Here is a 24,171-nt window from a genome sequence, read left to right on the forward strand (position 1 = left end):
CAATGCCCGGTTGCTACAACCCAACCCAAGGAAGACACCGATGCGCATCGAAACCCTGGCCGTCCACGCCGGCTACACGCCCGACCCCACCACCAAGTCCGTGGCCGTACCCATCTACCAGACGGTGGCCTATGCCTTTGACAGCGCCCAGCATGGCGCCGACCTGTTCGACCTGAAGGTGCCGGGCAACATCTACACGCGCATCATGAACCCGACCAACGACGTGCTGGAAAAGCGCGTCGCGGCGCTCGAAGGCGGCATTGGCGCGGTGGCCGTGGCCTCGGGCATGGCGGCCATCACCTATGCCATCCAGGCGATTGCCGAGGCCGGCGACAACATCGTGTCAGCCAGCACGCTGTATGGCGGCACCTACAACCTGTTCGCCCACACCTTCCCGCAGCAGGGCCTGACGGTGCGCTTTGCCGACGCGCGCGACCCGGCCAGCTTTGCCCCGCTGATCGACGCGCGCACCAAGGCCATCTTCTGCGAATCCATCGGCAACCCGCTGGGCAACGTGACCGACATCCGGGCGCTGGCCGACGTGGCCCATGCCCACGGCGTGCCGCTGATCGTGGACAACACCGTGCCCAGCCCCTACCTGCTGCGCCCCTTCGAGCATGGCGCCGACATCGTGGTGCATGCCCTGACCAAGTACCTGAACGGCCATGGCAACAGCATTGGCGGCGCGGTGGTCGACAGCGGCAAGTTCCCCTGGGCGCAGCACAAGGAGCGCTTCAAGCGCCTGAACGAGCCCGACGTGAGCTACCACGGCGTGGTCTACACCGAAGCCCTGGGCCCAGCCGCCTACATCGGCCGCGTGCGCGTGGTGCCGCTGCGCAACACCGGCGCCGCCCTGTCGCCGCACAACGCCTTCCTGATCCTGCAGGGCATAGAGACCCTGCACCTGCGCATGGACCGCATCTGCGAGAACTCGCAGGCCATTGCCGAGGCGCTGCAAAAACACCCCAAGGTGGAATGGGTGCGCTACGCCGGCCTGAAGGATCACCCCGACCATGCGCTGGTGCAGCGCCAGCTTGGCGGGCGCGCCTCGGGCATTCTGTCGTTCAGCCTGAAGGCCGGCGACGGCGACGCACGCGCCGCCGGCGCGCGCTTCCTGGACGCGCTCAAGCTGTTCACGCGCTTGGTCAACATTGGCGACGCCAAGTCGCTGGCCACGCACCCGGCCTCCACCACGCACCGCCAGCTGGACGCCGACGAACTGGCCAAGGCCGGCGTGAGCGAAGGCATGGTGCGCCTGTCGATAGGCATTGAGCACATCGACGACCTGATGGCCGATCTCACCCAGGCGCTGGACGCGGTTTAAGCATTTTTGGCCTGATTGGCGACATGCCTCAGAGCAGGCCGCAGGCCCTCACCCTCTCCCAGAGGGCTTGCGTATGTACACATCTTTCGATAGCACGCAACGCTTGTTTGGCGCGGTTTTAACTCCCTCGCCCCCTTGGGGGAGAGGGTGGGGGTGAGGGGGTGGTTGGGTGCAGCGCCCGCTTTGACGACCCTCACCCCCACCCTCTCCCGCCAGCGGGAGAGGGAGAAACAGCCGCAAAGCGTTGTCGATGTTGCCTGAAATGCTATAAAAAAGATGTGTGCATACACAACCCCAGAGGGAGAGGGAGTAAAACCGGCGCAACCGGCCGCCCTCGCCCCCTTGGGGCTGAAGGCTGCGGCTCCAGTGCCGCCTGCGGGGAACTGGACAGCCTGCAGAGCACAGCGTCTCGCTGCCGCCCCCGGGAGGGGTGAGGGGCATCTGCCACATGTACATAGTCAGGCGTTTTTTTAGCCTCCGGCGCTTATACAGCAAGCGCTGGAAGCTATGCTTTTGAAAGCATTCAGCGCATATCGCGCGCCAGTCGCACGCCCGTGAACTGCCAGCGCGCCGCGGCCGGAAAGAAGTTGCGGTAGCTGGCGCGCACATGGCCCGCCGGCGTGGCACAGGAGCCGCCGCGCAGCACATACTGGTTGATCATGAACTTCCCGTTGTACTCACCCACCGCGCCCGGCGCGGTGACAAAGCCGGGGTATGGCGCGTAGCTGGACTGGGTCCATTCCCAGACATCGCCAAACATCTGCCGCAGCCCTGCCCCCTGCTGGCGTTCCGGCAGGGGTTGGAACAACCCGCTGTCGGCGAAATGCCCCTGGGAATCCGCCTGGCCTGCGGCCGCTTCCCATTCGGCCTCGGTGGGCAGGCGCGCGCCGGCCCAGCGGGCATAGGCATCGGCCTCGTAATACGACAGATGCACCACCGGCTGGCGTGGCACCAGCGGCCGGCCGCCCGCAAGCGTGAATTCCTGCCAGCCAGCCTCCTCCTGGCGCCAGTACAGCGGGTGGGTGATCTGCTGGCTGCGGCACCAGTCCCAGCCCTCGGCCAGCCAGTGCGCGGGGTTGGCATAACCACCATCGGCCATGAAGGCCAGGTACTCGGCATTCGTCACCGGCCGCGTTGCCAGCGCATAGGGCTGCAGAAAGACGCTGTGGCGCGGCAGTTCGTTGTCGAAGGCAAAGCCCGCGCCTGCATGGCCTGTCTGCACCAGGCCGCCCTCGAACGGCTGCCAGTCGCTGGGCGCAGCCGCCTCGCTGTCTGCCACCGCCGGGGCATCTCGGTAGGCGGGCCACAACGGGTTGCACCACAGCAAATGCTTGATGTCGGTCAACAGCAGCTCCTGGTGCTGCTGCTCGTGCTGCAGCCCCAGCTCCAACAAACTCCAGATGGGCTCCGGCAAGCCATCTTGCTGCAGCAGGCGGAGCATGCGCGCATCGACGTCGGCGCGGTAGGCCAGCACGGTGGCCAGCGACGGCCGCGTCAGCAGGCCGCGCTGCGGGCGCGGGTGCTGGCGCCCCACGCCCTGGTAGTAGGAATTGAACAGCACGCGAAACGCCGCGTCGAACGCGCAAAAGCCCTGCTCGTGCCGCTCCAGGATGAAGGTTTCGAAGAACCAGCTGGTATGTGCCAGATGCCATTTGGCGGGGCTGGCGTCGGGCATGGACTGCACGCAGCAGTCCTCGGCCGACAGCGGCCGCGCCAGCGCCTCGGTGGCGGCGCGCACGGTCAGGTAGCGGCCCACCGCATCGTCGTTGCGCGCCTGCGCTGTGGTGGTGTCGGTGCTCTGGTTCATGGTGGGGCGCATCCTCACGCCCGGGCGTACACCATGGCAAACCAGCCGCGCTCGTCCGTCCAATGCTGGGTGCTGGCAAAACCCGCCTGGCGCAGCAGCGCGGTAAAGGCCGGCAGCGCATGCTTGTAGCTGTTCTCGGTATGGATGCGCTCGCCGGCGGCAAAGTCGCGACCGCCGCCGGGCCAGCGCACGCGCTGCGCGCCGCAGGCCTCCAGGTGCATCTCTATGCGCGACGCAGCGGCGTTGAAGAACGCCCGGTGGCGCCAGCACTGCGGGGCAAAGTCGCTGCCTATCAGGCGGTTCAGATGTGCCAGCACATTGCGGTTGAAGGCCGCTGTCACGCCCGCCGCATCGTCATAGGCGGCCTCCAGCACGGCCCTGTCCTTGGGCAGGTCTATGCCGATCAGCAGGCCACCCCCGTCAAGGGCCAGCGCACGCATCTGCGCCAGCAGCGCCACGGCCTGCGGCGGGTCGAAGTTGCCTATGGATGAACCCGGGTAGAACACCAGGCGCCGCTGGCGCGGAATATCCGCCGGCAGCCGCACGCCCGCCGTGATGTCGCCGCCCACGGCGCGCGCATCCAGGCCCGGCAGCGCCTGGCGCAGGCGCGCCACCGCGCCCTGCAGGTAGGCCAGCGAAATATCCACGCCCACGAAATGCGTGGCCGCCAGGCTGCGGCACAGCGCCAATCCCTTGGCGCAGTTGCCGGCGCCGGGCTCTATCACCACGCCGCCGCTGCCAACGGCAGCCGCAATGGCCTGGCCATGCTGCTGCAACAGAGCCTGTTCGGTGCGCGTGGGGTAGTACTCGGGCAGGCGCGTGATGGCCTCGAACAGTTCTGAGCCGCGCTGGTCATAGAAATACTTGGGCGAGATGCTCGCCCTTGGCGCCAGCAAGGCGCGTGTGATCTCCTGCCGGCGATCCAGGGGCGCCCCCGCCGCCGGCAGCTCCCGCCGTGGTTCAGGGCCGTGCAGGATGTGCGCGATGCGCTGGGACTTGGACTGGGACTTGGACTGGGACTGGGACTGGGACTGGGCAATGACGGGCATAACGCCGCAGCGTAGTGAACCCGGCACCGCCCACCAGCCAGCCATGGCCCGCACCGCGGGTAGGACGAGCGCGCAAATCCCGCGCCAAGGCTTGCCCGATCGCGCCGGCCATGGCAGGCAGCGGTTTAGCCGCCTATGGCATTTTTTGGCCGTAACCCTTTACCATTGGGCGCTGCCAGCTATGTTTTTTGATAAACATGAGACTGCGGCAATACCCCTCACAAGGCCTTCTTCAACTCCGCCACCTCGGCCTGGCCGGGAAACTTGTCCCCGGCGGCAGACAGTTCATCCACCAGCGGCCTGGCCGCATCCTTGCGCCCGGCCTTGAGGTAGATCTTGGCCAGGTTCAGCTTGTAGCCCAGCTGCTGTGGCTGCAGCTGCACCACCTTCTTCTGCAGCTCTACCGCCTTGTCGTGCTGGTTGGCCGCCGACAGCAGCATGGCCCAGGTGTCCATCAGCGGTGGCTGGTTGGGCGCCAGGGTGTTGGCGCGCTCGGCGTCCGCCAGGGCGCCTTCCTTGCCCAGCTGGCCCTTGATCCAGGCGCGGTTGTTCAGCGCGATGGCGTTGTCTGGCTGCAGTGTCAGCGTGCGCTCGAACTGGCGCAGGCTCTCGGGCAACTCGTTGCGGCTCAGCGCCTGGCTGCCCAGGTAGAAGGGGAAACTCGCGTCCTTGGGGTGGCTACGTGTCCAGTCCGCGGCCCAGCGGTCGGCATCCGCTTTCTTGCCGGCGCTCTGCAGGGCGCTGTGCAGGCGCACGGCCAGCTCGGGGCTGTCGGACAGCTTGATGCCCGTACGGTAAGCCTCGGCCGCTTGATCCCAGGCCTTGCCAGCGGCGTGGATATCACCTTCCAGGCGATAACCTGCCTGCTCCCTGGGCCGTTGTTTCTGCACCGTGCGGGCGATGGCCAGTGCTTCGTCAGGCTTGTTGGCCGCCATGGCCAGGTTGACCAGGCCTTGCTGTGCCTCGAACAGGCTGGGGTCGATCTCGAGCGCCTTGCGCAGCTTATCCGCGGCCGCGGCGCGGTCGCCCGCCATCAGGTAGGCGGTGGACATGCGCAGGTAGGGCTGGGGCGACTGGGGCTGCAGCGCCGCCATGCGGTTGAAGCTGGCCTGGGCCTGGTCAAATTCACCATTCGCCGCTTGTGCGCGCCCCTGGGCGTCAAGCAACTGCGCCTTGTCGGGTAATGCGGCAACGGCATTCTGCGCCGCGGCCAGGGCCTCTTTGTGCTCGCCACTGCGCAGCAGGAACTCAACCAGAAACTGATGCGCCAACGGGTTCTTAGGCGCGGCCTCCACCGCACGGCGCAGGATGGCGGTCAGCTCGGCCTTGTCGGCGCCATGGGCGGCGCGCAGCTCCAGCAGCAACTGGTAGGCCTGGATATTGCCCGGCTGCTGCCCGATGGCGGCCTCCAGCCGGGCGCGGGCTTCGTCGGGGTGGTTTTCGGCGTTATCAATGACCGCCAGCACGCCGATGGCCGGGAAGAAGTTGGCATCGATCTGCAGCGCCTGCTCCATGGCCTTGCGTGCGCCGGCCTTGTCGCCCTTTTGCAGCAGGGCGCGCCCGCGCAGGAAGGGTGGCACCACGTCGGCGGGGCGCTTCTTCTGCAGCGCATCGATGGCCTTGAGCGCCTGGTCGATCTTGCCCTGCTGCAGCAGGGTGTTGATCAGCGCCATATCCGCGACCACACCCTCATCCGGCGCAGTGACACCTTGCGTGCCAAGCAACCCCGGTGGCAGCCGGTCGGCAGCCAAAGAGGTGCGATGCATGAGGCCTTGTGGCGTGCCGCTGGATGCGTTGGCCGACTGACCCGCGGCGTCGCTGGCAGCGGATACCGGCAGGGCAGTTGCAAGAGAGGCCGCAAAAAAAACAATGCGGGACGCGATAGCCATCATTTTTCGTTCTCCAGGAAGTTTTTTTGTACCGGGGTATTGGCATCGTTGCCAAGCTCCATGAGTTCAACGGCCGACATTGGCATGAACCCGGCAGAGCCAGCGCGCTGACGATGATAGTTTGCCCCGAAGCACCTGGGAGTTTGATAGCCCGTCGCGGCCGCCGCCTGGGGCAACCGCTGGATGCTCCAGAAAATGTTGCCAAATGGCAAATTTCGATAGCGATATGCAAATGCAGCCCCAACCGGCCATGGCGCATCGCTTTGGCAACCACCCGCATGCCCTCTGACAGGTCATCAAGGGAACACACCACTGGGTAAGCCCACAATACGGCAACAGGCCTATCAGAGAATGCCATCGAATTGATGAACATCAAGACCGTATACAAGCGAGATCGACATAGTCATAACTAGCTATCAAATATTATTCTGTTACGAATTTGACTAAAAATATCCATGGATTTGCCGTACTACAGGATCATGGACGCAGATTGCGCAGCGAGCCTGCCCAATCATCTTTTTTTGGCATGCGCGGCCCGCTGAAAAGGCGCCGCATCTCGTCGCCAGAACCCTCCAGTCGTCCAAATACCAGAAGGAGCAGCTCGCATGCCTGCCGTTTCGCAGCCTCAACAAAAGTTCTCGGTCAACTTCTCCGGCCACGCCGTGCAACCCAGTCGCGACAAGGCATTTTTCAAGTCCATAGAGGAGCTACGCTACCAAGTCTATTGTGAGGAATGCGGCTTCCTGGCACCCGATGACTACCCCGAGAAGCGTGAAACGGACGAGCACGACGCCAACTCTGCGCATTTCGCGGCGCTGAATGAAGCAGAACAGCTGGTGGGGTACGTGCGGCTGGTGTTTCCTGACGCGTTGCAGAGCTTTCCGTTCCAGACCCACTGCGTCTCGATTCTCGACAACGTCATCCTGCCCCCGCCCGCGCAGTCGGCCGAAATCAGCAGGCTGATGGTGCACCAGAACTACCGCCGGCGTCTTGGCGAACTGCCCCCCGCCGGGTTTCCATTGGCCGAAACGCCCGCCGAAGCGCCGCGGGCCAACGACCAGCGCAACCCATCGCCGCAAATCATGCTCACGCTGTACCGCGAGATGTATGTGTACAGCGTGAACAACAACATCCGTTATTGGTACGCTGCCATGGAGCGCTCCCTGGCGCGCATACTCGCCCGCATGAACTTCGGTTTTCAGCAGATTGGCCCGTTTACCGACTACTACGGCCCCGTGGCCCCCTACGTCGCAGATCTTCGGGTGCTTGAGTACCAGGTTGGCCAGCGCGACCCGGCATTGCTCGCCTGGATGCGAGCGCCGCTGGCACAGTCTTGAACTGAATGGGCTGGCTCTCGCTGCTGCCCGCTGGCGCCGTGCGCACCCTGCGCGGCTTTTTGTTGAAACAGGGCCGGCGCATGGGCGGAGCAGGCATGCTGGCCCGCTCAAAAAGCAGTGCGCTGCGCGCCTGCATGGACGCCGCCCGGCATAGCCCGGCCTACCGGACCCTGCTGCAAGAAAGCGGCATCAACCCATCCGGCATTGGCCCCCAAACCGATCTAACCAGCCTGCCCGTACTCACCAAGGCCAACACCTTCGAGCGCTTTGCGCTCGCCCAGCTGGCCCGGCCGCTGCCCGCCACCACGCTGGCCGATGTGCTGACCAGCTCCGGTCGGGGCGGACGCAGCTACGGCTTTCGCCTGACGGCGCGCGAACAGTACGAAGAGGCCTGGTTCGACATCGACCTGGGCCTGCAGGACATTTTTGGCGTGGACGACAAGCCCACGCTGCTCGTCAACTGTCTGCCCATGGGGGTGGTGTTTCGCTCGCGCGCGGTGGCCGTGGCCAATGTCAGCGTGCGCGAGGACATGGCCTGCTCCATCCTGCGTGACGTGGGCCCAGGCTTTGCACAAACCCTGCTGTGCACCGACCCGATGTTCATCCGCCGGCTGCTGGACGAGGCACAAGCCGTGGGCGTGGACTGGCGCGCCCTCGGCACCAGCGTGATTCTGGGCGAAGAGGTGCTGGTGGAGACCCAGCGCGACTACATCGCCGCGCGCATGGGCATAGCCATCGACCGCGACCCGCACCGCCTGGTGGGCAGCTCGTTCGGCGTGGGCGAGCTGGGCCTGAACCTGCTGTTTGAAACGCGCGAGACCATACGCATGCGCCGCGCCATGCGTGGCAACCCGGCCCTGGCGCAGCTGCTGTGCGGCGGTGCGCCACCGGACGCCCTGCCCTCGGTGTTCTGCTACAACCCGCTGCGCACCCACCTGGAGGTGCTGAACCCCGACGCGAATGGCTTTGGCGAGCTGTGCATCACCATGCTGGGCGCCGGCAACGTCATTGCCCTGCCGCGCTACGCCACCGGCGACATGGCCCGGCTGGTGCCGGCGCAGGACGCACAACAGGCCGCTGCCCTGGCCGGTGTGCAGGCCCCGTGGCTGCCCGTGGCGCTGGTGCAGGGGCGCATCAAGGATCGCCGCACCGGCCTGCCATCGGTCGAGGCCATCAAGGAGCTGATCTACCGCGATCACGCCATTGCCGACCAATTGAGTGGAGCCTTTCGCCTGGAGCCTGCAGGCGATGGACGCCCTCGCCTCACCCTGCAGGCCAACATGGCACAGGCCGCCACCCTTGAGCTGGCCCGGCGGCTGGCGCAACTGGGCGCAGAGAGCGGTTTGGCCAACCTGCAGGTGCAGGTACTCGGGCCGGAGGAATTCCCATGGCGCCCCGCGCTGGACTATGAACGCAAGTTCGACTACCTGGCGGCGGCCCCGGTTTGAGTGTCGGTTTATTTGACACAAAAACCGTGCACCATTCTGGCGGCCAAAGATTCTTCTTGCTTTTCAATGACTTAGTAAATATTAGAATTTTGGCATGTTTCATGCTTCACAAAAATGAGGCGGTTTGAAGCGTCAGCAACTGGCCAAAACCAGCAACCAGACAGCCTCATACGCCACCCACCTCATAGGAGAGTCATCATGAAGCATCTTGGCAAAATCCTGATCGCTGCAGGCACCCTGGCCCTCGGCAGCATGGGTCACGCAGCCCCTGTCACCGATTGGGCTGTGACGACTGTCGGCACATGGACTGCTTGGGCACCCTCTGGAGTCACCCATAACGGCGATACCTTGTCCTGGGGTGTGCCGAACACCCCGGGCGGTCAGCAAAGCTCTCTGGTCATCACCAATCCAGGCGTACAAAACATCCAGACATATACCGGACTGAACCCCCCGCAGGTCGCTCCCTACCTTGCAAACAGCGTCGCGCTGACGCATAACAACTTCGTTCTTCAGGGCGGCAGCCCTACTTTGACATCCGCAACACTGTCGGTTGCGATGACGGTTCAGGCCACTAATCCAGCCGGGCTTAGTCAAGCGCTGCAAACGATCAATTACAAGATCAAGTTTGTCGAAACCACGAATTCCGCCGGAACCTGCGCCGCAGCCAGCCCGCCCGGTAACCCCTGCAACGACATCTTCGTGCTGCTCGACAGCCCGCTGCTCAACGAAACGTTCAACTACGGCGGCATTGACTACTACGTGAATGCCTTCCCGCTCGCAGGCAATGTGTTGAGCACGCTGCTCGATCCTGTGTGCGGTGCTGCCAACGTGGCGAATGGCTGCACTGGCTTCACCACCATTGAGAACCAAAGCAACGTCTTGCCCTGGGGCCTGACCATTTCCACCAACCCGCTGCAGGTACCCGAGCCTGGTTCGCTGGCCCTGATCGGCCTGGCACTGGCAGGCGCTGGCCTGATCAGCCGCCGCCGCCGCAGCGCCTGATGGCGTGAACGGCAGGCACCGCTCCCTGGCGGTGCCATGAAATGAGCAAAGGGGCTCGCCAAGGCGAGCCCCTTTTTTTGTGTTCCAGCCTCTCCAGGCAGAAAAAAAGGGCTGGCGCCATGCGGCGCCAGCCCACCAATGACGGCCGAAGCCTGTACCGTTCAGAAGCGGTAGCCCACACCCAGCCCCACCAGCACCGGATCGACCTTGAACCGGCCCACGCCGCCACTGACCGTGGTGTCTATATAGACCTTCTTCACGTCGAGGTTCAGCGACCAGTGCTTGTCCAGCGCGTAGTCAAAGCCCAGTTGCAGGGCCGGGCCCCAACTGTTCTTCTTCACCGTCAGCGCGCCACCGGCAATGTCCACGCCCGAGAAGCGCGTGTAGTTGATGCCCGCGCCCACATAGGGCTTGAACGCGCCCAGGCCGGTGAAGTGGTACTGGGCGAGCAGCGTGGGCGGCAGATGCTTGACGCTGCCGATCTTGGTGCCGCCCAGGCGCACGTCGTGCTTTTGCGGGTAGGTCAGGATCAGCTCGGCGGCAAAGTTGGGTGTAAAGAAATACGACACATCGACCTCGGGGATCCATTTGTCGTTGATGCTCACACCAGCAGCGCCGGCGGCGCCGCCATTGTCGCTGTCGATATGCACGGCACGGGCGCGCACCAGCCATTGACCGTCCTGCTGCGCGTAAGCCGCGCCGGTGGTCGTTGCACACAAAATGGCCAGTGCCAGCAGATTCTTTTTCATGGACTTGATACCTTGGTTGAACGGGGACGCCCCCCGTACATGTATTAGACCCACCCAAAAAATGGTCAACCTTGCCTTAAGTCAACATTCAAATGTCTTTGCCCTTACGCATTTGCCGGTGTCACAAAAAACGCACAGCCACGGGCGCGACCGTCACCCGCGCGCGGCAGCGGGGCCGCGCAGACGCTGGACGAGCAGCCATGCGCCCAGTACCAGGGCGCCTGCCATCAGCCCCACCACGGCGTTGAGCAGGTTGGTCGTCAGGGCCGACCACACCCCGCCCAGCGGCCAGGCGCCCGCAGCAGCGCCCATGGCCTCTATGCCGTGGTGCAACGCGGGTATGCCATGCACCAGAATGCCGCCGCCCACCAGGAACATGGCGGCCATGCCCGCCACCGACAAGAACTTCATGAGCCGCGGCGCCGCCGCCAGCAACCCGCGCCCCACGGCCTGGGCCACGGCGCTGGCCTTGCCGCTGAGCCACAGGCCCAGGTCGTCAAGCTTGACGATGCCGGCCACCAGACCATAGACACCCACGGTCATCAACAGCGCAATGCTGACCAGCACGGCCACCTGCTGCGCAAACGGCGCTGCGGCCACCGTGCCCAGGGCGATGACGATGATCTCGGCCGAGAGGATGAAGTCGGTGCGCACCGCGCCCTTGATCTTGTCCTTCTCAAAATCCACCAGGTTCACCGCGGCATTGGCGTTGGCCTGGGCATGGCTGGCGTGCGCGGCCTCGTCCTCGGCGGCGCTGTGCAGGAATTTGTGCGCCAGCTTCTCCACGCCCTCAAAGCACAAAAAGGCGCCGCCCAGCATCAAGAGCGGCGTGATCAGCACGGGCAGCAAGGCGCTGATGGCCAGCGCCGCCGGCACCAGGATGGCCTTGTTCACCAGCGAACCCTTGGCCACGGCCCAGACCACGGGGATCTCGCGCTCGGCGCGCACGCCGGTGACCTGCTGGGCGTTGAGCGCCAGGTCGTCGCCCAGCACGCCGGCGGTCTTCTGCGTCGCCACCTTGGTCATGGCGGCCACGTCGTCGGCCACGGCGGCGCTCTTCTTGGCGGCCACCTTGGTCATCACGGCGACGTCGTCGAGGATGGTGGCAATGTCGTCGAGCAGGGTCAAAAGGCTGGCACCGGCCATGAATCACTCCACAGATTGAGAAGAACGGAATTATGAACAAAAAAGCCCCTGGCGCTTGACAGACAAGCGCCAGGAGCTATTGTTTTCATAGTGTCAAGGTATCAGTTACTCACCGCGCACCGCGTAACCCGCAGATCCATGAAACTGGCGCGCCCCAAGCCAGGGCAGCCAAGCAAGGGCCGCCCCGCAGCGAGGGCTGCGTCCCCCTGCCCGCATTGCGCAGCAATGCGAGAGCGGGGGGAAGGCGCGAAGCGACTCAGGGGAGTGATTCACGTTAACCGACCCACTTGCGCGCATTGCGCCAGATGCGCATCCAGGGGCTCAGAGCGTCCTGCCCACCGGTGGCGGCCAGGTCCGTCCAGCTCATCTGGATGTTGCGAAACGCCCGCTCGGGGTGCGGCATCATGGCCGTGAAGCGGCCGTCCTGCGTGGTCACGGCGGTCAGGCCGCCGGGGCTGCCGTTGGGGTTGAACGGGTACTGTTCGGTCGCCTGGCCATGGTTGTTGACGAAGCGCATGGCGGGCAGCACCTTGTCGGCGTTGCCGCGGCGCTCGAAGTTGGCATAGCCCTCGCCGTGCGAGACGACGATGGGCAGGCGGCTGCCGGCCATGCCCTGCAGGAACAGGCTGGGTGATGCCAGCACCTCGACCATGGACAGGCGCGCCTCGAAGCGGTGGCTCTGGTTGGTGGTAAAGCGCGGCCAGGCCTGGGCGCCGGGGATGATGTCGGCCAGCTCGGCAAACATCTGGCAGCCGTTGCACACGCCCAGGGCAAAGGTATCGCCACGGCCAAAGAATTGCTGGAACTGCTCGGACAAGGCCGGGTTGAAGGTGATGGAACGCGCCCAGCCAATGCCCGCGCCCAGCGTGTCGCCGTAGCTAAACCCCCCGCAGGCGACCACGCCGGCAAAGTCTGAGAGGCGTGCGCGGCCGGCCTGCAGGTCGGTCATGTGCACGTCGAAGGCCTCGAAGCCGGCCTCGGTGAAGGCGTAGGCCATCTCCACATGCGAGTTCACGCCCTGCTCGCGCAGCACGGCCACCTTGGGGCGCGCCAGGTTCACAAAGGGCGCGGCCACGTCGTCCAGCGGGTCGAAGGTCAGCTGCACATGCAGGCCGGGGTTGGACGGATCGCCCATGGCGGCATGTTCGCTGTCGGCGCAGGCCGGGTTGTCGCGCTGCTGGCAGATCTTCCAGCTGACGGAGTCCCAGACCTGGTGCAGGTCGGACAGGCTGGCGCCAAACACCTTTTTGGCGTCGCGCCAGACCTGCAGCTCGCCCTTGCCGGCATCGACCGGCGAGGCCACCGGGCGCGTCTTGCCAATGGTGTGGCTGCACTGGATCAGGCCATGCTCGCGCAGGGTCTGCATCACGGCGCTGCGATCGGCGGTGCGGATCTGCAGCACCACGCCCAGCTCCTCGTTGAATAGCGCGGCGAGCGTCTGGGCCTCGCGCCGGCCGCTGACCTGCTGGCCCCAGTTCTTGCCCTCGCCGCTGTCCATGCGGCTGTCGCTGATGCCATCGCCCTCGGTGATGAGCATGTCCACGTTCAGCGCCACGCCCAGCTGGCCGGCAAAGGCCATCTCGGCCACCGTGGCCAGCAGGCCGCCGTCGCCCTTGTCGTGGTAGGCCAGGATCTTTCCTTCAGCCCGCAGCGCGTTCACGGCGTTCACCAGGGCGATCAGGTCCTTGGCGTCGTCCAGGTCCGGCGTTTCATTGCCCGACTGGCCCAGCACCTGGCCCAGGATGGAGCCGCCCATGCGGTTTTTGCCGCGGCCCAGGTCGATCAGCACCAGGGTGCTGTCTTCTTCGCGGGCGTCGAGCTGCGGCGTGAGCGTGCCGCGCACGTCCGCCAGCGTGGCGAAGGCGGTGATGATCAGGCTGACGGGCGAGGTGACCTTCTTCGTCTGCCCGCCCTCCTGCCACTGCGTGCGCATGGACAAGCTGTCCTTGCCCACGGGAATCGAGATGCCAAGCTGCGGGCACAGCTCCATGCCCACGGCCTTGACGGTGGCGTACAGGTCGGCGTCCTCGCCCGGTTCGCCGCAGGCCGCCATCCAGTTGGCCGACAGCTTCACGCGCGGCAGTTCGATGGGCGCGGCCAGCAGGTTGGTGATGGCCTCGGCGACGGCCATGCGGCCCGAGGCCGGGGCGTTGATCACGGCCAGCGGCGTGCGCTCGCCCATGGCCATGGCCTCGCCGGCAAAGCCCTTGTAATCGGCCAGGGTTACGGCCACGTCGGCCACGGGCACCTGCCAGGGGCCAACCATCTGGTCGCGGTGCGTCAGGCCGCCCACGGCGCGGTCGCCAATGTTGATGAGGAAGCGCTTGGAGGCCACCGTGGGGTGGGCCAGCACGTCGATGACGGCCTTCTCCAGCGCCAGGCCGTCGAGCTGAATGGGTGCAAAGCTGCGCTGCACGGTTTGCACGTCGCGGTGCATCTTGGGCGGCTTGCCCAGCAGCACGTCCATGGGCATGTCCACGGCAAGTTGTGCGTGGGGCGTGGAGCGTTCGGCGTGGTGCAGGTCGATGTCACCGACGAGCAGCTGACGCTCATCCGTGGCGACGCCGACGACGGCGAAGGGGCAGCGCTCGCGCTCGCAGAACGCTGTGAACTGCGCCAGCGACTCGGGGGCGATGGCCAGCACGTAGCGCTCCTGGCTCTCGTTGGACCAGATCTCCTTGGGCGCCAGGCCCGATTCTTCGAGCGGCACGGCACGCAGGTCGAAGCGCGCGCCGCGGCCGGCGTCGTTGGTCAGCTCGGGGAAGGCGTTGGACAGGCCCCCCGCGCCCACGTCGTGGATGGCCAGGATGGGGTTGTCTGCCCCTTGCGCCCAGCAGTGGTTGATGACCTCCTGTGCGCGGCGCTCGATCTCGGGGTTGCCGCGCTGCACCGAGTCAAAGTCCAGCTCAGCCGCATTCGTGCCCGTGGCCATGGAGCTGGCCGCGCCGCCACCCATGCCGATGCGCATGCCCGGGCCGCCGAGCTGTATCAACAGCGTGCCGGCGGGGAACAGGATCTTCTTCGTGTGCTGCGCGTCTATGGTGCCCAGGCCGCCGGCGATCATGATCGGCTTGTGGTAGCCGCGCGTGACGCCCCCCACCTGCTGCTCGTATTCGCGGAAGTAGCCGCACAGATTCGGCCGGCCAAACTCGTTGTTGAAGGCCGCGCCGCCCAGCGGACCCTCGGTCATGATCTGCAAGGGGCTGGCGATATGCTCGGGCTTGCCAACCTGGCTGCCCCAGAGCTTGGACACGGTGAAGCCCGTCAGGCCGGCCTTGGGCTCGGAGCCGCGGCCGGTGGCGCCCTCGTCGCGGATCTCGCCGCCCGCGCCGGTCGCAGCACCGGGGAAGGGCGAGATGGCCGTGGGGTGGTTGTGCGTCTCCACCTTCATCAGCACATGGTGGGTGCCACTTCTCTTTTGATAGCTGGTAGCGCTTGCCTGGCCTGCGAAAGCTTCGAATTTGGCAAAGAACTGCTCGACGGCGCTGCCCTCCATGATGGAGGCGTTGTCGGCATAGGCGACGATGGTGTGCTGGGGCGAGACGGCCTCGGTGTGGCGGATCATGCCGAACAGCGATTTGTCCTGTGCCACGCCGTCGATGGTGAACTGGGCGTTGAAGATCTTGTGCCGGCAATGCTCGCTGTTGGCCTGGGCGAACATCATCAGCTCCACGTCAGTGGGGTTGCGCGCAAGGCCCTTGAAGGCATTGACCAGATAGTCGATCTCGTCATCGGCCAGCGCCAGGCCCCAGGCCTTGTTGGCGGCTTCCAGGGCGGCGCGGCCTCCGCCCAGCACGTCGACGAAGGCCATGGGCTCGGCGTCGAGCTCGGTGAACAGCTCTTGTGCCTCGGCGCGCGTGGCGACGACCGACTCGGTCATGCGGTCGTGTAGCAGCGCGGCGACCTGCTGCAGCTGCTCTGGCGTCAGCTCGGGCCTGCCGCCCAGCAACCCGCCCTTGAGGCTGATGCGGTATTCGGTGATGCGCTCCACGCGGCGCAGCTGCAGGCCGCAGTTGTGCGCGATGTCGGTCGCCTTGGAGGCCCAGGGCGAGACCGTGCCCAGGCGCGGCGTGACCAGCAGCGCCAGGCCGTCGGCCGGGCCGGCGTAGGGGTCGCCGTAGTTCAAGAGCGCGGCCAGGCGCTCGCGCTCGGCCTCGGACGGTGCGGCATCCCGCGCCACCAGATGCACATGGCGCGCCGCCAGGCCTTCGATCTTGGGGTGGATGGCCTGCAGCTGGGGCAGCAGTTGCTGGGCGCGGAAGGAGCTGAGGGCATTGCCGCCCTCCAGCTGGGTGATGTGCAAGGTCACGGTAGCGGCCTGGAGTGATGGGGGAAAGGGGCAAGGGCCGATGGGTGCGGGCAGCCGCTGAATGGGGCTGCCGCGCCCGGCGGCGCGTCTTCGTGAAAGCCCGCCATTTTAACGGGCCGCACCCCGCTTGCGCCCGCCGCGCGACCATTGGTCTGCAAGGCACCAATGCGAATGGGATAATTTACGCCATGAGCAACATCACCATCAAGGACGCCCAGGGCATTGCCGGCATGCGCCAGGCCTGCCGCCTGGCCTCCGAAGTGCTGGACTACATCGCACCGCATATCAAGCCCGGCATCACCACCCTCGAGATCGACCGCCTGGGCGCCGAATGCATGGCGCAGCAGGGCACCAGGTCCGCCACCGTGGGCTACCAGCCGCCCGGCTACCCGCCCTACCCCGGCCATTTGTGCACCTCGGTCAACCATGTGGTGTGCCACGGCATACCCAACGACAAGCCCCTGAAGAAGGGCGACATCGTCAACGTGGACGTGACCGTGATCACCCCGGACGGCTGGTACGGTGACAACAGCCGCATGTACCTGATAGGCGAATGCTCGATTGCCGCCAAACGGCTGTCGGCCCTGACCTTCGACGCCATGTGGCTGGGCATTCAGCAGGTCAGGCCCGGCGCGCGCCTGGGCGACATCGGCCATGCCATCCAGAAATACGCCGAGGGCCATGGCCTGTCGGTGGTGCGCGAGTTCTGCGGCCACGGCATTGGTCAGAAGTTCCACGAAGACCCGCAGGTGCTGCACTACGGCCGCCCCGGCACGGGCCAGGAGCTGGCGCCCGGCATGACCTTCACCATCGAGCCCATGCTGAACCTGGGCAAACGCGACATCAAGGAGCTGGGCAACGACGGCTGGACCATCATCACCAAGGACCGCAGCCTCTCGGCCCAGTGGGAGCACACGGTGCTGGTCACGGAAACGGGCTACGACGTGCTCACGCTGTCGGCGGGCTCGCCCGCCCTGCCCTCGTTTGTGACGGCCACCGCCACCTGATGGCCCGGGGCTGGCGGCAACGACCTTCACGGCAAGCCTTCTCATGCCATCACGCCCGAGCCCGGACACCGCGCCGCTGCAGGCGCTGCAAGCGCTACGCGATGGCTACCGCCAGGACAAGGCCGCCCTGCTGGACAAGCTGCAGGCGGCCGGAGCCTCCACGCGCGGCATTCGCAAGCTGCTGCTGAAGCTGTCGCACCTGACCGACCGGCTGCTGTGCCGGCTGTGGGCGGGCGCGCGCTTGCCGCAGGACTGGGCGCTGCTGGCGGTGGGCGGCTACGGGCGCGCGCAGCTGTTTCCGCATTCAGACGTGGACGTGCTGCTGCTGCTGCCCGATGGCACGGCCGCGGCGCTCGATGACGCGCGCAAACCCATCGAGGCCTTCATCAGCAGCTGCTGGGACGCAGGCCTGGAGATAGGCTCCAGCGTGCGCAGCGTGGCCGAATGCCTGAGCGAGTCCGCCGCCGATGTGACGGTGCAGACGGCCCTGCTCGAGTCGCGCCTGCTGTGCGGCAGCCCGGCATTGTTCGACGAATTTTGCCGGCGCTACGACGCCCAGATGGACGCGCGCGCCTTTCTGCAGGCCAAGACGCTGGAGATGCGCCAGCGCCACACCAAGTACGAGGACACGCCCTACGCGCTGGAGCCCAACTGCAAGGAATCGCCCGGCGGCCTGCGCGACCTGCAGCTCATCATCTGGGCGGCAAACGCCGCGGGGCTGGGCAGCAGCTGGCGCGAGCTGGCGGCCAACGGCCTGGCCACGCCCTTCGAGCTGCGGCAGATCGAGCGCAACGAGGCCCTGCTGCTGCTGATCCGCGCCCGCCTGCACGCCATTGCCGGGCGGCGCGAGGACCGCCTGGTGTTCGATCTGCAGACCGCCGTGGCCGAGAGCTTTGGCTACCGCTCCACCGCCCCCGACGGCCAGCGCCTGGCCATGCGCGCCAGCGAGACGCTGATGCGCCGCTACTACTGGGCGGCCAAGGCCGTCACGCAGCTCAGCCAGATCCTGCTGTTGGGCATAGAGGAGCGGCTCAACCCCAGCACGCATGAGCTGCGCCCCATCAACGCGCGTTTTTTTGACAAGGCCGGCCTGATCGAGGTGGCCAGCGACGACCTGTACGAGCGCCACCCGCACGCCATCCTGGAGACCTTTTTGCTCTACCAGAGCTCGCCGGCGCTCAAGGACCTGTCGGCGCGCACCCTGCGCGCGCTGTACAACGCGCGCGGCCTGATGGACGCCGGTTTTCGGCGCGACCCGGCCAACCGCGCGCAGTTCATGGAGATACTGCGCCAGCCCTCGGGCATCACGCACGCCATGCGGCTGATGAACCAGACCTCGGTGCTGGGGCGCTACCTCTGGCCCTTCAGGCGCATCGTCGGCCAGATGCAGCACGACCTGTTCCATGTCTACACGGTGGATCAGCACATCCTCATGGTGTTGCGCAACATGCGCCGCTTCTTTATGGCCGAACATGCGCACGAATACCCGTTCTGCTCGCAACTGGCCAGCGGCTGGGACAAGCCCTGGGTGCTGTACCTCGCGGCGCTGTTCCACGACATCGGCAAGGGCCGCGGCGGCAACCACTCGCAGATCGGCGCGCAGGAGGTGCGGCGCTTTTGCCGCCAGCATGGCATCGACGCGGCCGACGCGCAGCTGGCCGAATTTTTGGTGCGTGAGCATCTGTTGATGAGCCAGGTGGCGCAGAAGCAGGACCTGTCCGACCCCGACGTGATCCGCGCCTTTGCCCAGCATGTGGGCAACGAGCGCCAGCTCACGGCGCTGTATCTGCTCACGGTGGCCGACATACGTGGCACCTCGCCCAAGGTCTGGAACGCCTGGAAGGGCAAGCTGCTCGAAGACCTGTACCGCTCCACGCTGCGCGTGCTGGGCGGGCGCGCGCCCGACCCGGCCGCCGAGATCGAGGCACGCAAGCGCGAGGCGCTGATCCTGCTGGCCCTGAGCGCCCTGCCGCACGAGGCCCACAAGCGGCTGTGGGACACGCTGGACGTGAGCTACTTCATGCGCCACGAGGCGCCCGACATCGCCTGGCACACGCGCCACCTCTCGCGCCATGTGGGCGCTGCCCGGGCCATCGTGCGCGCCCGGCTGTCGCTGGCCGGCGAGGGGCTGGAGGTGCTGGTCTACGCGCCCGACCAGGCCGACCTGTTCGCCCGTATCTGCGGCTACTTCGACCGCGCGGGTTTTTCCATCCTGGACGCGCGCGTGCACACCGCGCACAACGGCCATGCGCTGGACACCTTCCAGGTCGTCGCCACCAGCCAGCCCGGCGCCTACCGCGAACTCATCCACATGGTCGAGAACGGCCTACAGCGCGCCATCGAGGACCGGGGCGCGCTGCCCGAGCCCGCGCGCAAGCGCGTGTCGCGCCGGGTCAGGAGCTTTCCGATCGCGCCGCGCGTCACGCTGCGCCCCGACGAAAAGGCCCAGCGCTGGCTGCTCAGCATCTCGGCGAGCGACCGCGCCGGCCTGCTGTACCTGGTGGCACGCGTGCTCTCGCGCCACTCTTTAAGCGTGCAGCTGGCCAAGATCAGCACCCTGGGCGAGCGCGTGGAAGACACCTTCCTGCTGCAGGGCGCAGAACTGCAAAGCAACCAGCAGCAGATCCGCATCGAGACGGAGCTGCTGCAGGCCTTGGCCGATCAATAGCTATGCTATTTATAGCTGTTTGCACTTGCCAGATAAGCGCTAGAGGCTTGTTTTATATTAAATCGCCATAGCCCTGGCTGCGCCTGTCAATGGGCCCTGGCCACGGGCACCAGCTTGCCATTCTTGTCATAGAGCCTGCCGTCTATCACCACATCTCCGTCGTACAGGCTGGCCAGCACCTGCGCGCTGAGCGTGCGGTCTGACGCCGCGACAAACACCGATTGCTGATCCGAGTTGCCCTGCTTGAAATGGTTGAACAACAGGTTCAGCAAGATGGCGACCAGGGCCGTGGCGCTGATGCCCGAGTGGAATATGGTGGCAAACCAGTCCGGAAACTGCGCATAGAACTTGGGCGCCACCACCGGAATCAGGCCCGCGCCTACCGCCGCCGCCACCACGATCAGGTTCATGTTGTTGTTGTAGTCCACCTTGGACAAGGTGCGTATGCCACTGGCCGCCACGGTGCCAAACAACACCAGGCCAGCCCCGCCCAGCACCGAGGGCGGCACGCAGGCCACCACCCGGCCCATGATGGGCAACACCCCCAGGGCAATCAGAATCAAACCGCTGTAGGCCACGACATAGCGGCTCTTGACGCTGGTGACCGCCACCAGGCCCACGTTCTGCGCGAACGCACTCTGCGTGAACGCGCCAAACACCGGGGCCACGATGCTCGCCAGCATGTCGGCGCGCAGGCCGTCGCCCAGGCGGCGCGAATCCACGCGCGTGCCCACGATGTCGCCCACGGCCAGCACATCGGCCGAGGTTTCCACCAGGATCACCAGGATGACGATGAACATCGACAGAATCGCCGCCTTGTTGAAGGTCGGCATGCCAAAGTGCATGGGCGTGGGAATGGCGAACCAGGCACCCTCCAGCACGCGCGAGAAGTCGGCCTTGCCCATGAACACGGCCACCACCGTGCCCAGCACGATGGACAGCAGAATCGACAGGCGCGAGATGGCCGCGCTGCCCACCTTGCTCAAACCCAGCACGATGACCAGCGAAATGCCCGCCAGCGCGATATTGCTCATGCTGCCGTAATCGGCGGCGCGGGCGTTGCCGCCCATGGCCCAGTGCGCGGCCACGGGGATCAGCGACAGGCCAATCACCGTGATCACGCAGCCGTTGACCAGCGGCGGGAAGAAGCGCGTGACCTTGGAGAACACCGGAGCGACCAGCAGGCCCAGCACGGCCGAGGCCATCACCGCGCCCAGAATGCCCGGCAGCCCGCCGCCGGTCTGCAAGATGCTGACCATGGTGGCCACGCCGGCAAACGACACGCCCTGCACCAGCGGCAGGCGGCTGCCAAAAAACGGAATGCCCAGGGTCTGCAACAACGTGGCCACCCCGCCCATGAACAGGCAGGCAGTGATCAGCAGACCGGCATCGGCGGCCGACATGCCGGCCGCCTCGGCCACGATCAGCGGCACGGCGACGATGCCGCCATACATGGTCAGCACATGCTGCAGGCCATAGGCCAGATTGGCGCCCAGGCCCAGTTTTTCATCCTCCGGGCGCAGTTCGCTGGCCGGGACTGTGGAATTCGTGTTCACCGTATGTCTCCTTGAATCCATTGCCTGGGCCTCTTGGTGGCCTCTTGTGCCGTGCTGTGCTGCCCTGCATGAAGACCCTCCCCAGCCACGGCCTGCAGCGAACTTTAGAATCACAGTCGACAAAAATTGCATGCCGATATGTATACAGTCCTTTGCCGTGGAGCGCATCATTCATGCGCCCAAGTCACTCCTCCTCGGCCGCGCCTATGTCCGGAAACAGCACCTCGGTAAAGCCGAACTGACTGAAGTCCCGCATGCGCATGGGATAAAGCTTGCCCCACAAATGGTCGCATTCATGCTGCACCACGCGTGCGTGAAAGCCGCTCACCGTACGGTCAATGGGCTCGCCGCGCACGCCAAAGCCGGTGTAGCGCACGCTCTGCCAGCGCGGCACCAGTCCACGCAGGCCAGGCACCGACAGGCAGCCCTCCCAGTCGAGCTGCTCGGCATCGCCGATGGGCGTGATCACCGGGTTGACCAGCACCGTGCGCGGCACGATGGGCGCGTCCGGGTAGCGCGGGTTGGGCAGACCCGAGCCAAATACGACCACCGCCAGATCGACGCCGATCTGGGGCGCGGCCAGCCCGGCGCCATTCGCGGCCTGCATGGTGTCCAGCAGGTCGGTGAGCAGCTGGTGCAGCGCCTGCGTGTCAAAGGCTGTCACGGGCCGGGCCACGCGCAGCAGGCGCGGGTCGCCCATCTTCAATACGGTGCGAACGGTCATTGAGGCAAGTCAAAGGCTATGGTGGCATGGAGGCTATCGAGGATAACGCTTGTCATGCTCCATACCGCCCCGGGCACAATCGCCAGCATGACCGAGCAGACCGAGTCCTTGCCACCCGTGCCCGAGCAGCCGCCCCTGCCGGCGCTGGCACGCTGGCTGTTGTTCGCGTTTGCGCTGCTGTGCCTGGCCCTGGGCGTGATCGGCGTCATCGTGCCTGGGTTGCCGAGCACGGTTTTCGTGCTCATGGCCGCCTGGGCGGCGGCGCGCAGCTCACCGCGCCTGTACCGCTGGCTGTGGTTCCACCCACTGTTCGGCTCCATGCTGCGCAACTGGGCCAATGGCGGGCGTGTCAGCCGCCACGCCAAATGGAGCGCCTCCGTCCTGATGACGCTGTGCGCCATTATCCTGCTGGTGATCGACACGCCGCGCTGGGCCGCCTACTCGGGCTGCGGCTTCATGGCCTGTGTACTCACCTGGCTGTGGCTGCGCCCCGAGCCCGAGGCCTGACGCGCCTGCTCCGAGCGGTAACTTTCTGCCAGGCATGCTGATTTTTATGTATATAATCTAAGGCTTGTTCCCCGATAGCTCAGTCGGTAGAGCGCCGGACTGTTAATCCGTAGGTCCCTGGTTCGAGCCCAGGTCGGGGAGCCAAATTCAAGGCCTTGCAATTGCACAAGGCCAGCCAATAAAAACACCGAACATTCCTCAATAGCTCAGTCGGTAGAGCGCCGGACTGTTAATCCGTAGGTCCCTGGTTCGAGCCCAGGTTGAGGAGCCAATCAAGGCCATCCCAATGCGAGTTGGGATGGCCTTTTTATTTGCCCATAGCCAGTCACAGATACAAAAAGGCCCACCCGAGGGTGGGCCCAGCCTCAAGGGGCAAGCATGCGAGCTACATGTTGTCGATCATCACCTGACCAAAGCCCGAGCAGCTGACCTGGGTGGCCCCCTCCATCAGGCGCGCGAAGTCATAGGTCACCTTCTTGCTTTGTATGGATTTTTCCATGGAGCGGATGATCAGGTCGGCGGCCTCGGTCCAGCCCACGTGGCGCAGCATCATCTCGGCCGAGAGGATCTCCGAGCCGGGGTTCACATAGTCCTTGCCCGCGTACTTGGGCGCCGTGCCGTGCGTGGCCTCGAACATGGCCACCGAGTCCGACATGTTGGCGCCCGGCGCAATGCCGATGCCGCCCACCTGGGCCGCCAGCGCGTCGGAGATGTAGTCGCCATTCAGGTTCAGCGTGGCGATCACGCTGTACTCGGCAGGACGCAGCAAAATCTGCTGCAGAAAGGCGTCGGCAATGCTGTCCTTGACGGTGATCTCCTTGCCCGTGCGCGGATTCTTCAGGCGCATCCAGGGGCCGCCGTCGATCAGCTCGGCGCCGAACTCCTGGGCCGCCAGCTCGTAGCCCCAGTCGCGAAAGCCCCCTTCGGTGAACTTCATGATGTTGCCCTTGTGCACCAGGGTCACGCTGGGCTTGTCGTTGTCTATGGCGTACTGGATGGCCTTGCGCACCAGGCGCTGCGTGCCCTCGCGCGAGACGGGCTTGATGCCTATGCCGGAGGTTTCAGGGAAGCGGATCTTCTTCACACCGAATTCATCCTGCAGGAACTTGATGAGCTTTTTCGCCTTGTCGGACTGCGCCTCGAACTCGATACCGGCGTAGATGTCCTCGGAGTTCTCGCGGAAGATCACCATGTTGGTCTTGTGCGGCTCCTTCACCGGCGAGGGCACGCCCTTGAAGTACTGCACGGGGCGCAGGCAGACGTACAGATCCAGCTCCTGGCGCAGGGCCACGTTGAGCGAGCGGATGCCGCCGCCCACGGGCGTGGTGAGCGGCCCCTTGATGGACACCACATAGTCGCGCACGGCATGCAGGGTCTCTTCGGGCAGCCACATGTCGGGGCCATAGACGCAGATGGATTTTTCACCCGCGTAGACCTCCATCCAATGGATCCTGCGGCTGCCGCCATAGGCCTTCGCCACGGCGGCATCGACCACTTCCAGCATCACCGGCGTAATGTCCACGCCCGTGCCATCGCCCTCGATATACGGAATGATGGGCTGATCGGGCACGTTCAGCGACATGTCGGCATTGACGGTGATCTTCTCGCCTTGGGCAGGCACCTTGATGTGCTGGTAGCTGGTCATGTAA

Annotated in this window: 17 protein-coding genes and 2 tRNA genes; 9 read left to right on the top strand and 10 right to left on the bottom strand. The window is 65.6% G+C overall.

Annotation, left to right across the window (positions count from 1 at the left end):
- The first annotated feature begins 40 nt into the window (after positions 1 to 40).
- Positions 41 to 1,324, top strand: coding sequence for an O-acetylhomoserine aminocarboxypropyltransferase/cysteine synthase family protein (locus tag P4826_RS05430; RefSeq protein ID WP_317702887.1), 1,284 nt, complete (start codon positions 41 to 43; stop codon positions 1,322 to 1,324).
- Between the two features lie 523 nt (positions 1,325 to 1,847).
- Here the strand turns inward: P4826_RS05430 and egtB are convergent.
- The 4 genes from egtB to P4826_RS05450 form a co-directional block, all read right to left on the bottom strand.
- Positions 1,848 to 3,131 carry an ergothioneine biosynthesis protein EgtB gene (egtB, locus tag P4826_RS05435; RefSeq protein ID WP_317702888.1) on the bottom strand — a complete coding sequence of 428 codons (1,284 nt, stop codon included), beginning with the start codon at positions 3,129 to 3,131 and terminating at the stop codon, positions 1,848 to 1,850.
- A gap of 14 nt (positions 3,132 to 3,145) precedes the next feature.
- Positions 3,146 to 4,180 carry an L-histidine N(alpha)-methyltransferase gene (gene egtD, locus P4826_RS05440; protein WP_317702889.1) on the bottom strand — a complete coding sequence of 345 codons (1,035 nt, stop codon included), beginning with the start codon at positions 4,178 to 4,180 and terminating at the stop codon, positions 3,146 to 3,148.
- 218 nt (positions 4,181 to 4,398) lie between these two features.
- Positions 4,399 to 5,946, bottom strand: coding sequence for an XrtA/PEP-CTERM system TPR-repeat protein PrsT (gene prsT, locus P4826_RS05445; RefSeq protein WP_317702890.1), 1,548 nt, complete (start codon positions 5,944 to 5,946; stop codon positions 4,399 to 4,401).
- A gap of 122 nt (positions 5,947 to 6,068) precedes the next feature.
- Positions 6,069 to 6,281, bottom strand: coding sequence for a hypothetical protein (locus tag P4826_RS05450; RefSeq protein ID WP_317702891.1), 213 nt, complete (start codon positions 6,279 to 6,281; stop codon positions 6,069 to 6,071).
- 393 nt (positions 6,282 to 6,674) lie between these two features.
- Here P4826_RS05450 and P4826_RS05455 point away from each other — a divergent pair, with 393 nt between their 5' ends.
- The 3 genes from P4826_RS05455 to P4826_RS05465 all read left to right on the top strand — a co-directional run bounded on the left by P4826_RS05455 (position 6,675) and on the right by P4826_RS05465 (position 9,856).
- A complete protein-coding gene (locus P4826_RS05455) occupies positions 6,675 to 7,406 on the top strand; it encodes a PEP-CTERM/exosortase system-associated acyltransferase (protein ID WP_317702892.1) in 732 nt (243 codons plus the stop codon).
- Positions 7,407 to 7,411: 5 nt separating this feature from the next.
- Positions 7,412 to 8,854 (top strand): phenylacetate--CoA ligase family protein, encoded by a 1,443-nt coding sequence (locus P4826_RS05460; protein ID WP_317702893.1) that lies wholly within the window; start codon positions 7,412 to 7,414, stop codon positions 8,852 to 8,854.
- 198 nt (positions 8,855 to 9,052) lie between these two features.
- Entirely contained in the window at positions 9,053 to 9,856 is an 804-nt protein-coding gene (locus P4826_RS05465) for a THxN family PEP-CTERM protein (RefSeq protein ID WP_317702894.1), read from the top strand.
- A 161-nt stretch (positions 9,857 to 10,017) separates the two neighbouring features.
- Here the strand turns inward: P4826_RS05465 and P4826_RS05470 are convergent, their stop codons facing one another.
- The 3 genes from P4826_RS05470 to purL form a co-directional block, all read right to left on the bottom strand.
- Positions 10,018 to 10,605, bottom strand: coding sequence for an OmpW/AlkL family protein (locus P4826_RS05470; RefSeq protein WP_317702895.1), 588 nt, complete (start codon positions 10,603 to 10,605; stop codon positions 10,018 to 10,020).
- A gap of 153 nt (positions 10,606 to 10,758) precedes the next feature.
- The gene (locus P4826_RS05475) at positions 10,759 to 11,751 is read right to left on the bottom strand and encodes a DUF808 domain-containing protein (RefSeq protein WP_317702896.1); all 993 of its coding nucleotides are present in this window, start codon (positions 11,749 to 11,751) and stop codon (positions 10,759 to 10,761) included.
- Between the two features lie 274 nt (positions 11,752 to 12,025).
- Positions 12,026 to 16,060 carry a phosphoribosylformylglycinamidine synthase gene (purL, locus tag P4826_RS05480; protein WP_317702897.1) on the bottom strand — a complete coding sequence of 1,345 codons (4,035 nt, stop codon included), beginning with the start codon at positions 16,058 to 16,060 and terminating at the stop codon, positions 12,026 to 12,028.
- A 188-nt stretch (positions 16,061 to 16,248) separates the two neighbouring features.
- On the opposite strand from purL, the gene map reads away from it, so the two are divergent.
- On the top strand, positions 16,249 to 17,067 hold the full coding sequence (map, locus tag P4826_RS05485; protein ID WP_317702898.1) for a type I methionyl aminopeptidase: 819 nt from the start codon (positions 16,249 to 16,251) through the stop codon (positions 17,065 to 17,067).
- A gap of 43 nt (positions 17,068 to 17,110) precedes the next feature.
- Positions 17,111 to 19,735: a [protein-PII] uridylyltransferase gene (locus tag P4826_RS05490; RefSeq protein ID WP_317702899.1), complete on the top strand. Its 2,625-nt coding sequence runs from the start codon at positions 17,111 to 17,113 to the stop codon at positions 19,733 to 19,735.
- Between the two features lie 86 nt (positions 19,736 to 19,821).
- On the opposite strand, the gene P4826_RS05495 is transcribed toward P4826_RS05490, so the two are convergent.
- A complete protein-coding gene (locus P4826_RS05495; protein ID WP_317702900.1) occupies positions 19,822 to 21,291 on the bottom strand; it encodes a nucleobase:cation symporter-2 family protein in 1,470 nt (489 codons plus the stop codon).
- A gap of 184 nt (positions 21,292 to 21,475) precedes the next feature.
- A complete protein-coding gene (gene def / locus P4826_RS05500) occupies positions 21,476 to 22,015 on the bottom strand; it encodes a peptide deformylase (protein ID WP_317702901.1) in 540 nt (179 codons plus the stop codon).
- Between the two features lie 54 nt (positions 22,016 to 22,069).
- Between def and P4826_RS05505 the strand changes: the two genes are divergently transcribed.
- The 3 genes from P4826_RS05505 (at position 22,070) to P4826_RS05515 (ending at position 22,793) form a co-directional block, all read left to right on the top strand.
- The gene (locus P4826_RS05505; protein WP_425605226.1) at positions 22,070 to 22,522 is read left to right on the top strand and encodes a YbaN family protein; all 453 of its coding nucleotides are present in this window, start codon (positions 22,070 to 22,072) and stop codon (positions 22,520 to 22,522) included.
- Between the two features lie 68 nt (positions 22,523 to 22,590).
- A tRNA-Asn gene (locus P4826_RS05510) sits at positions 22,591 to 22,666 on the top strand.
- A 51-nt stretch (positions 22,667 to 22,717) separates the two neighbouring features.
- Positions 22,718 to 22,793 (top strand) — tRNA-Asn (locus P4826_RS05515).
- A gap of 114 nt (positions 22,794 to 22,907) precedes the next feature.
- Here the strand turns inward: P4826_RS05515 and icd are convergent.
- Complete coding sequence (gene icd / locus P4826_RS05520; RefSeq protein WP_317702902.1) at positions 22,908 to 24,167, bottom strand: NADP-dependent isocitrate dehydrogenase; 1,260 nt, start codon at positions 24,165 to 24,167, stop codon at positions 22,908 to 22,910.
- Positions 24,168 to 24,171: the final 4 nt, after the last annotated feature.

This window comes from Diaphorobacter limosus (assembly GCF_033100095.1).
Taxonomy (GTDB): Bacteria; Pseudomonadota; Gammaproteobacteria; order Burkholderiales; family Burkholderiaceae_C; genus Alicycliphilus; species Alicycliphilus limosus.

What these genes read in the sequence shown, in the direction of transcription:
- P4826_RS05430 (WP_317702887.1), top strand. Translation starts at nt 41, where the DNA reads ATGCGCATCGAAACCCTGGCCGTCCACGCCGGCTACACGCCCGACCCC.
- egtB (WP_317702888.1), bottom strand. Translation starts at nt 3,131, where the DNA reads ATGAACCAGAGCACCGACACCACCACAGCGCAGGCGCGCAACGACGAT.
- egtD (WP_317702889.1), bottom strand. Translation starts at nt 4,180, where the DNA reads ATGCCCGTCATTGCCCAGTCCCAGTCCCAGTCCCAGTCCAAGTCCCAG.
- prsT (WP_317702890.1), bottom strand. Translation starts at nt 5,946, where the DNA reads ATGCATCGCACCTCTTTGGCTGCCGACCGGCTGCCACCGGGGTTGCTT.
- P4826_RS05455 (WP_317702892.1), top strand. Translation starts at nt 6,675, where the DNA reads ATGCCTGCCGTTTCGCAGCCTCAACAAAAGTTCTCGGTCAACTTCTCC.
- P4826_RS05460 (WP_317702893.1), top strand. Translation starts at nt 7,412, where the DNA reads ATGGGCTGGCTCTCGCTGCTGCCCGCTGGCGCCGTGCGCACCCTGCGC.
- P4826_RS05465 (WP_317702894.1), top strand. Translation starts at nt 9,053, where the DNA reads ATGAAGCATCTTGGCAAAATCCTGATCGCTGCAGGCACCCTGGCCCTC.
- P4826_RS05470 (WP_317702895.1), bottom strand. Translation starts at nt 10,605, where the DNA reads ATGAAAAAGAATCTGCTGGCACTGGCCATTTTGTGTGCAACGACCACC.
- P4826_RS05475 (WP_317702896.1), bottom strand. Translation starts at nt 11,751, where the DNA reads ATGGCCGGTGCCAGCCTTTTGACCCTGCTCGACGACATTGCCACCATC.
- map (WP_317702898.1), top strand. Translation starts at nt 16,249, where the DNA reads ATGAGCAACATCACCATCAAGGACGCCCAGGGCATTGCCGGCATGCGC.
- P4826_RS05490 (WP_317702899.1), top strand. Translation starts at nt 17,111, where the DNA reads ATGCCATCACGCCCGAGCCCGGACACCGCGCCGCTGCAGGCGCTGCAA.
- def (WP_317702901.1), bottom strand. Translation starts at nt 22,015, where the DNA reads ATGACCGTTCGCACCGTATTGAAGATGGGCGACCCGCGCCTGCTGCGC.
- P4826_RS05505 (WP_425605226.1), top strand. Translation starts at nt 22,070, where the DNA reads ATGCTCCATACCGCCCCGGGCACAATCGCCAGCATGACCGAGCAGACC.
- icd (WP_317702902.1), bottom strand. Translation starts at nt 24,167, where the DNA reads ATGACCAGCTACCAGCACATCAAGGTGCCTGCCCAAGGCGAGAAGATC.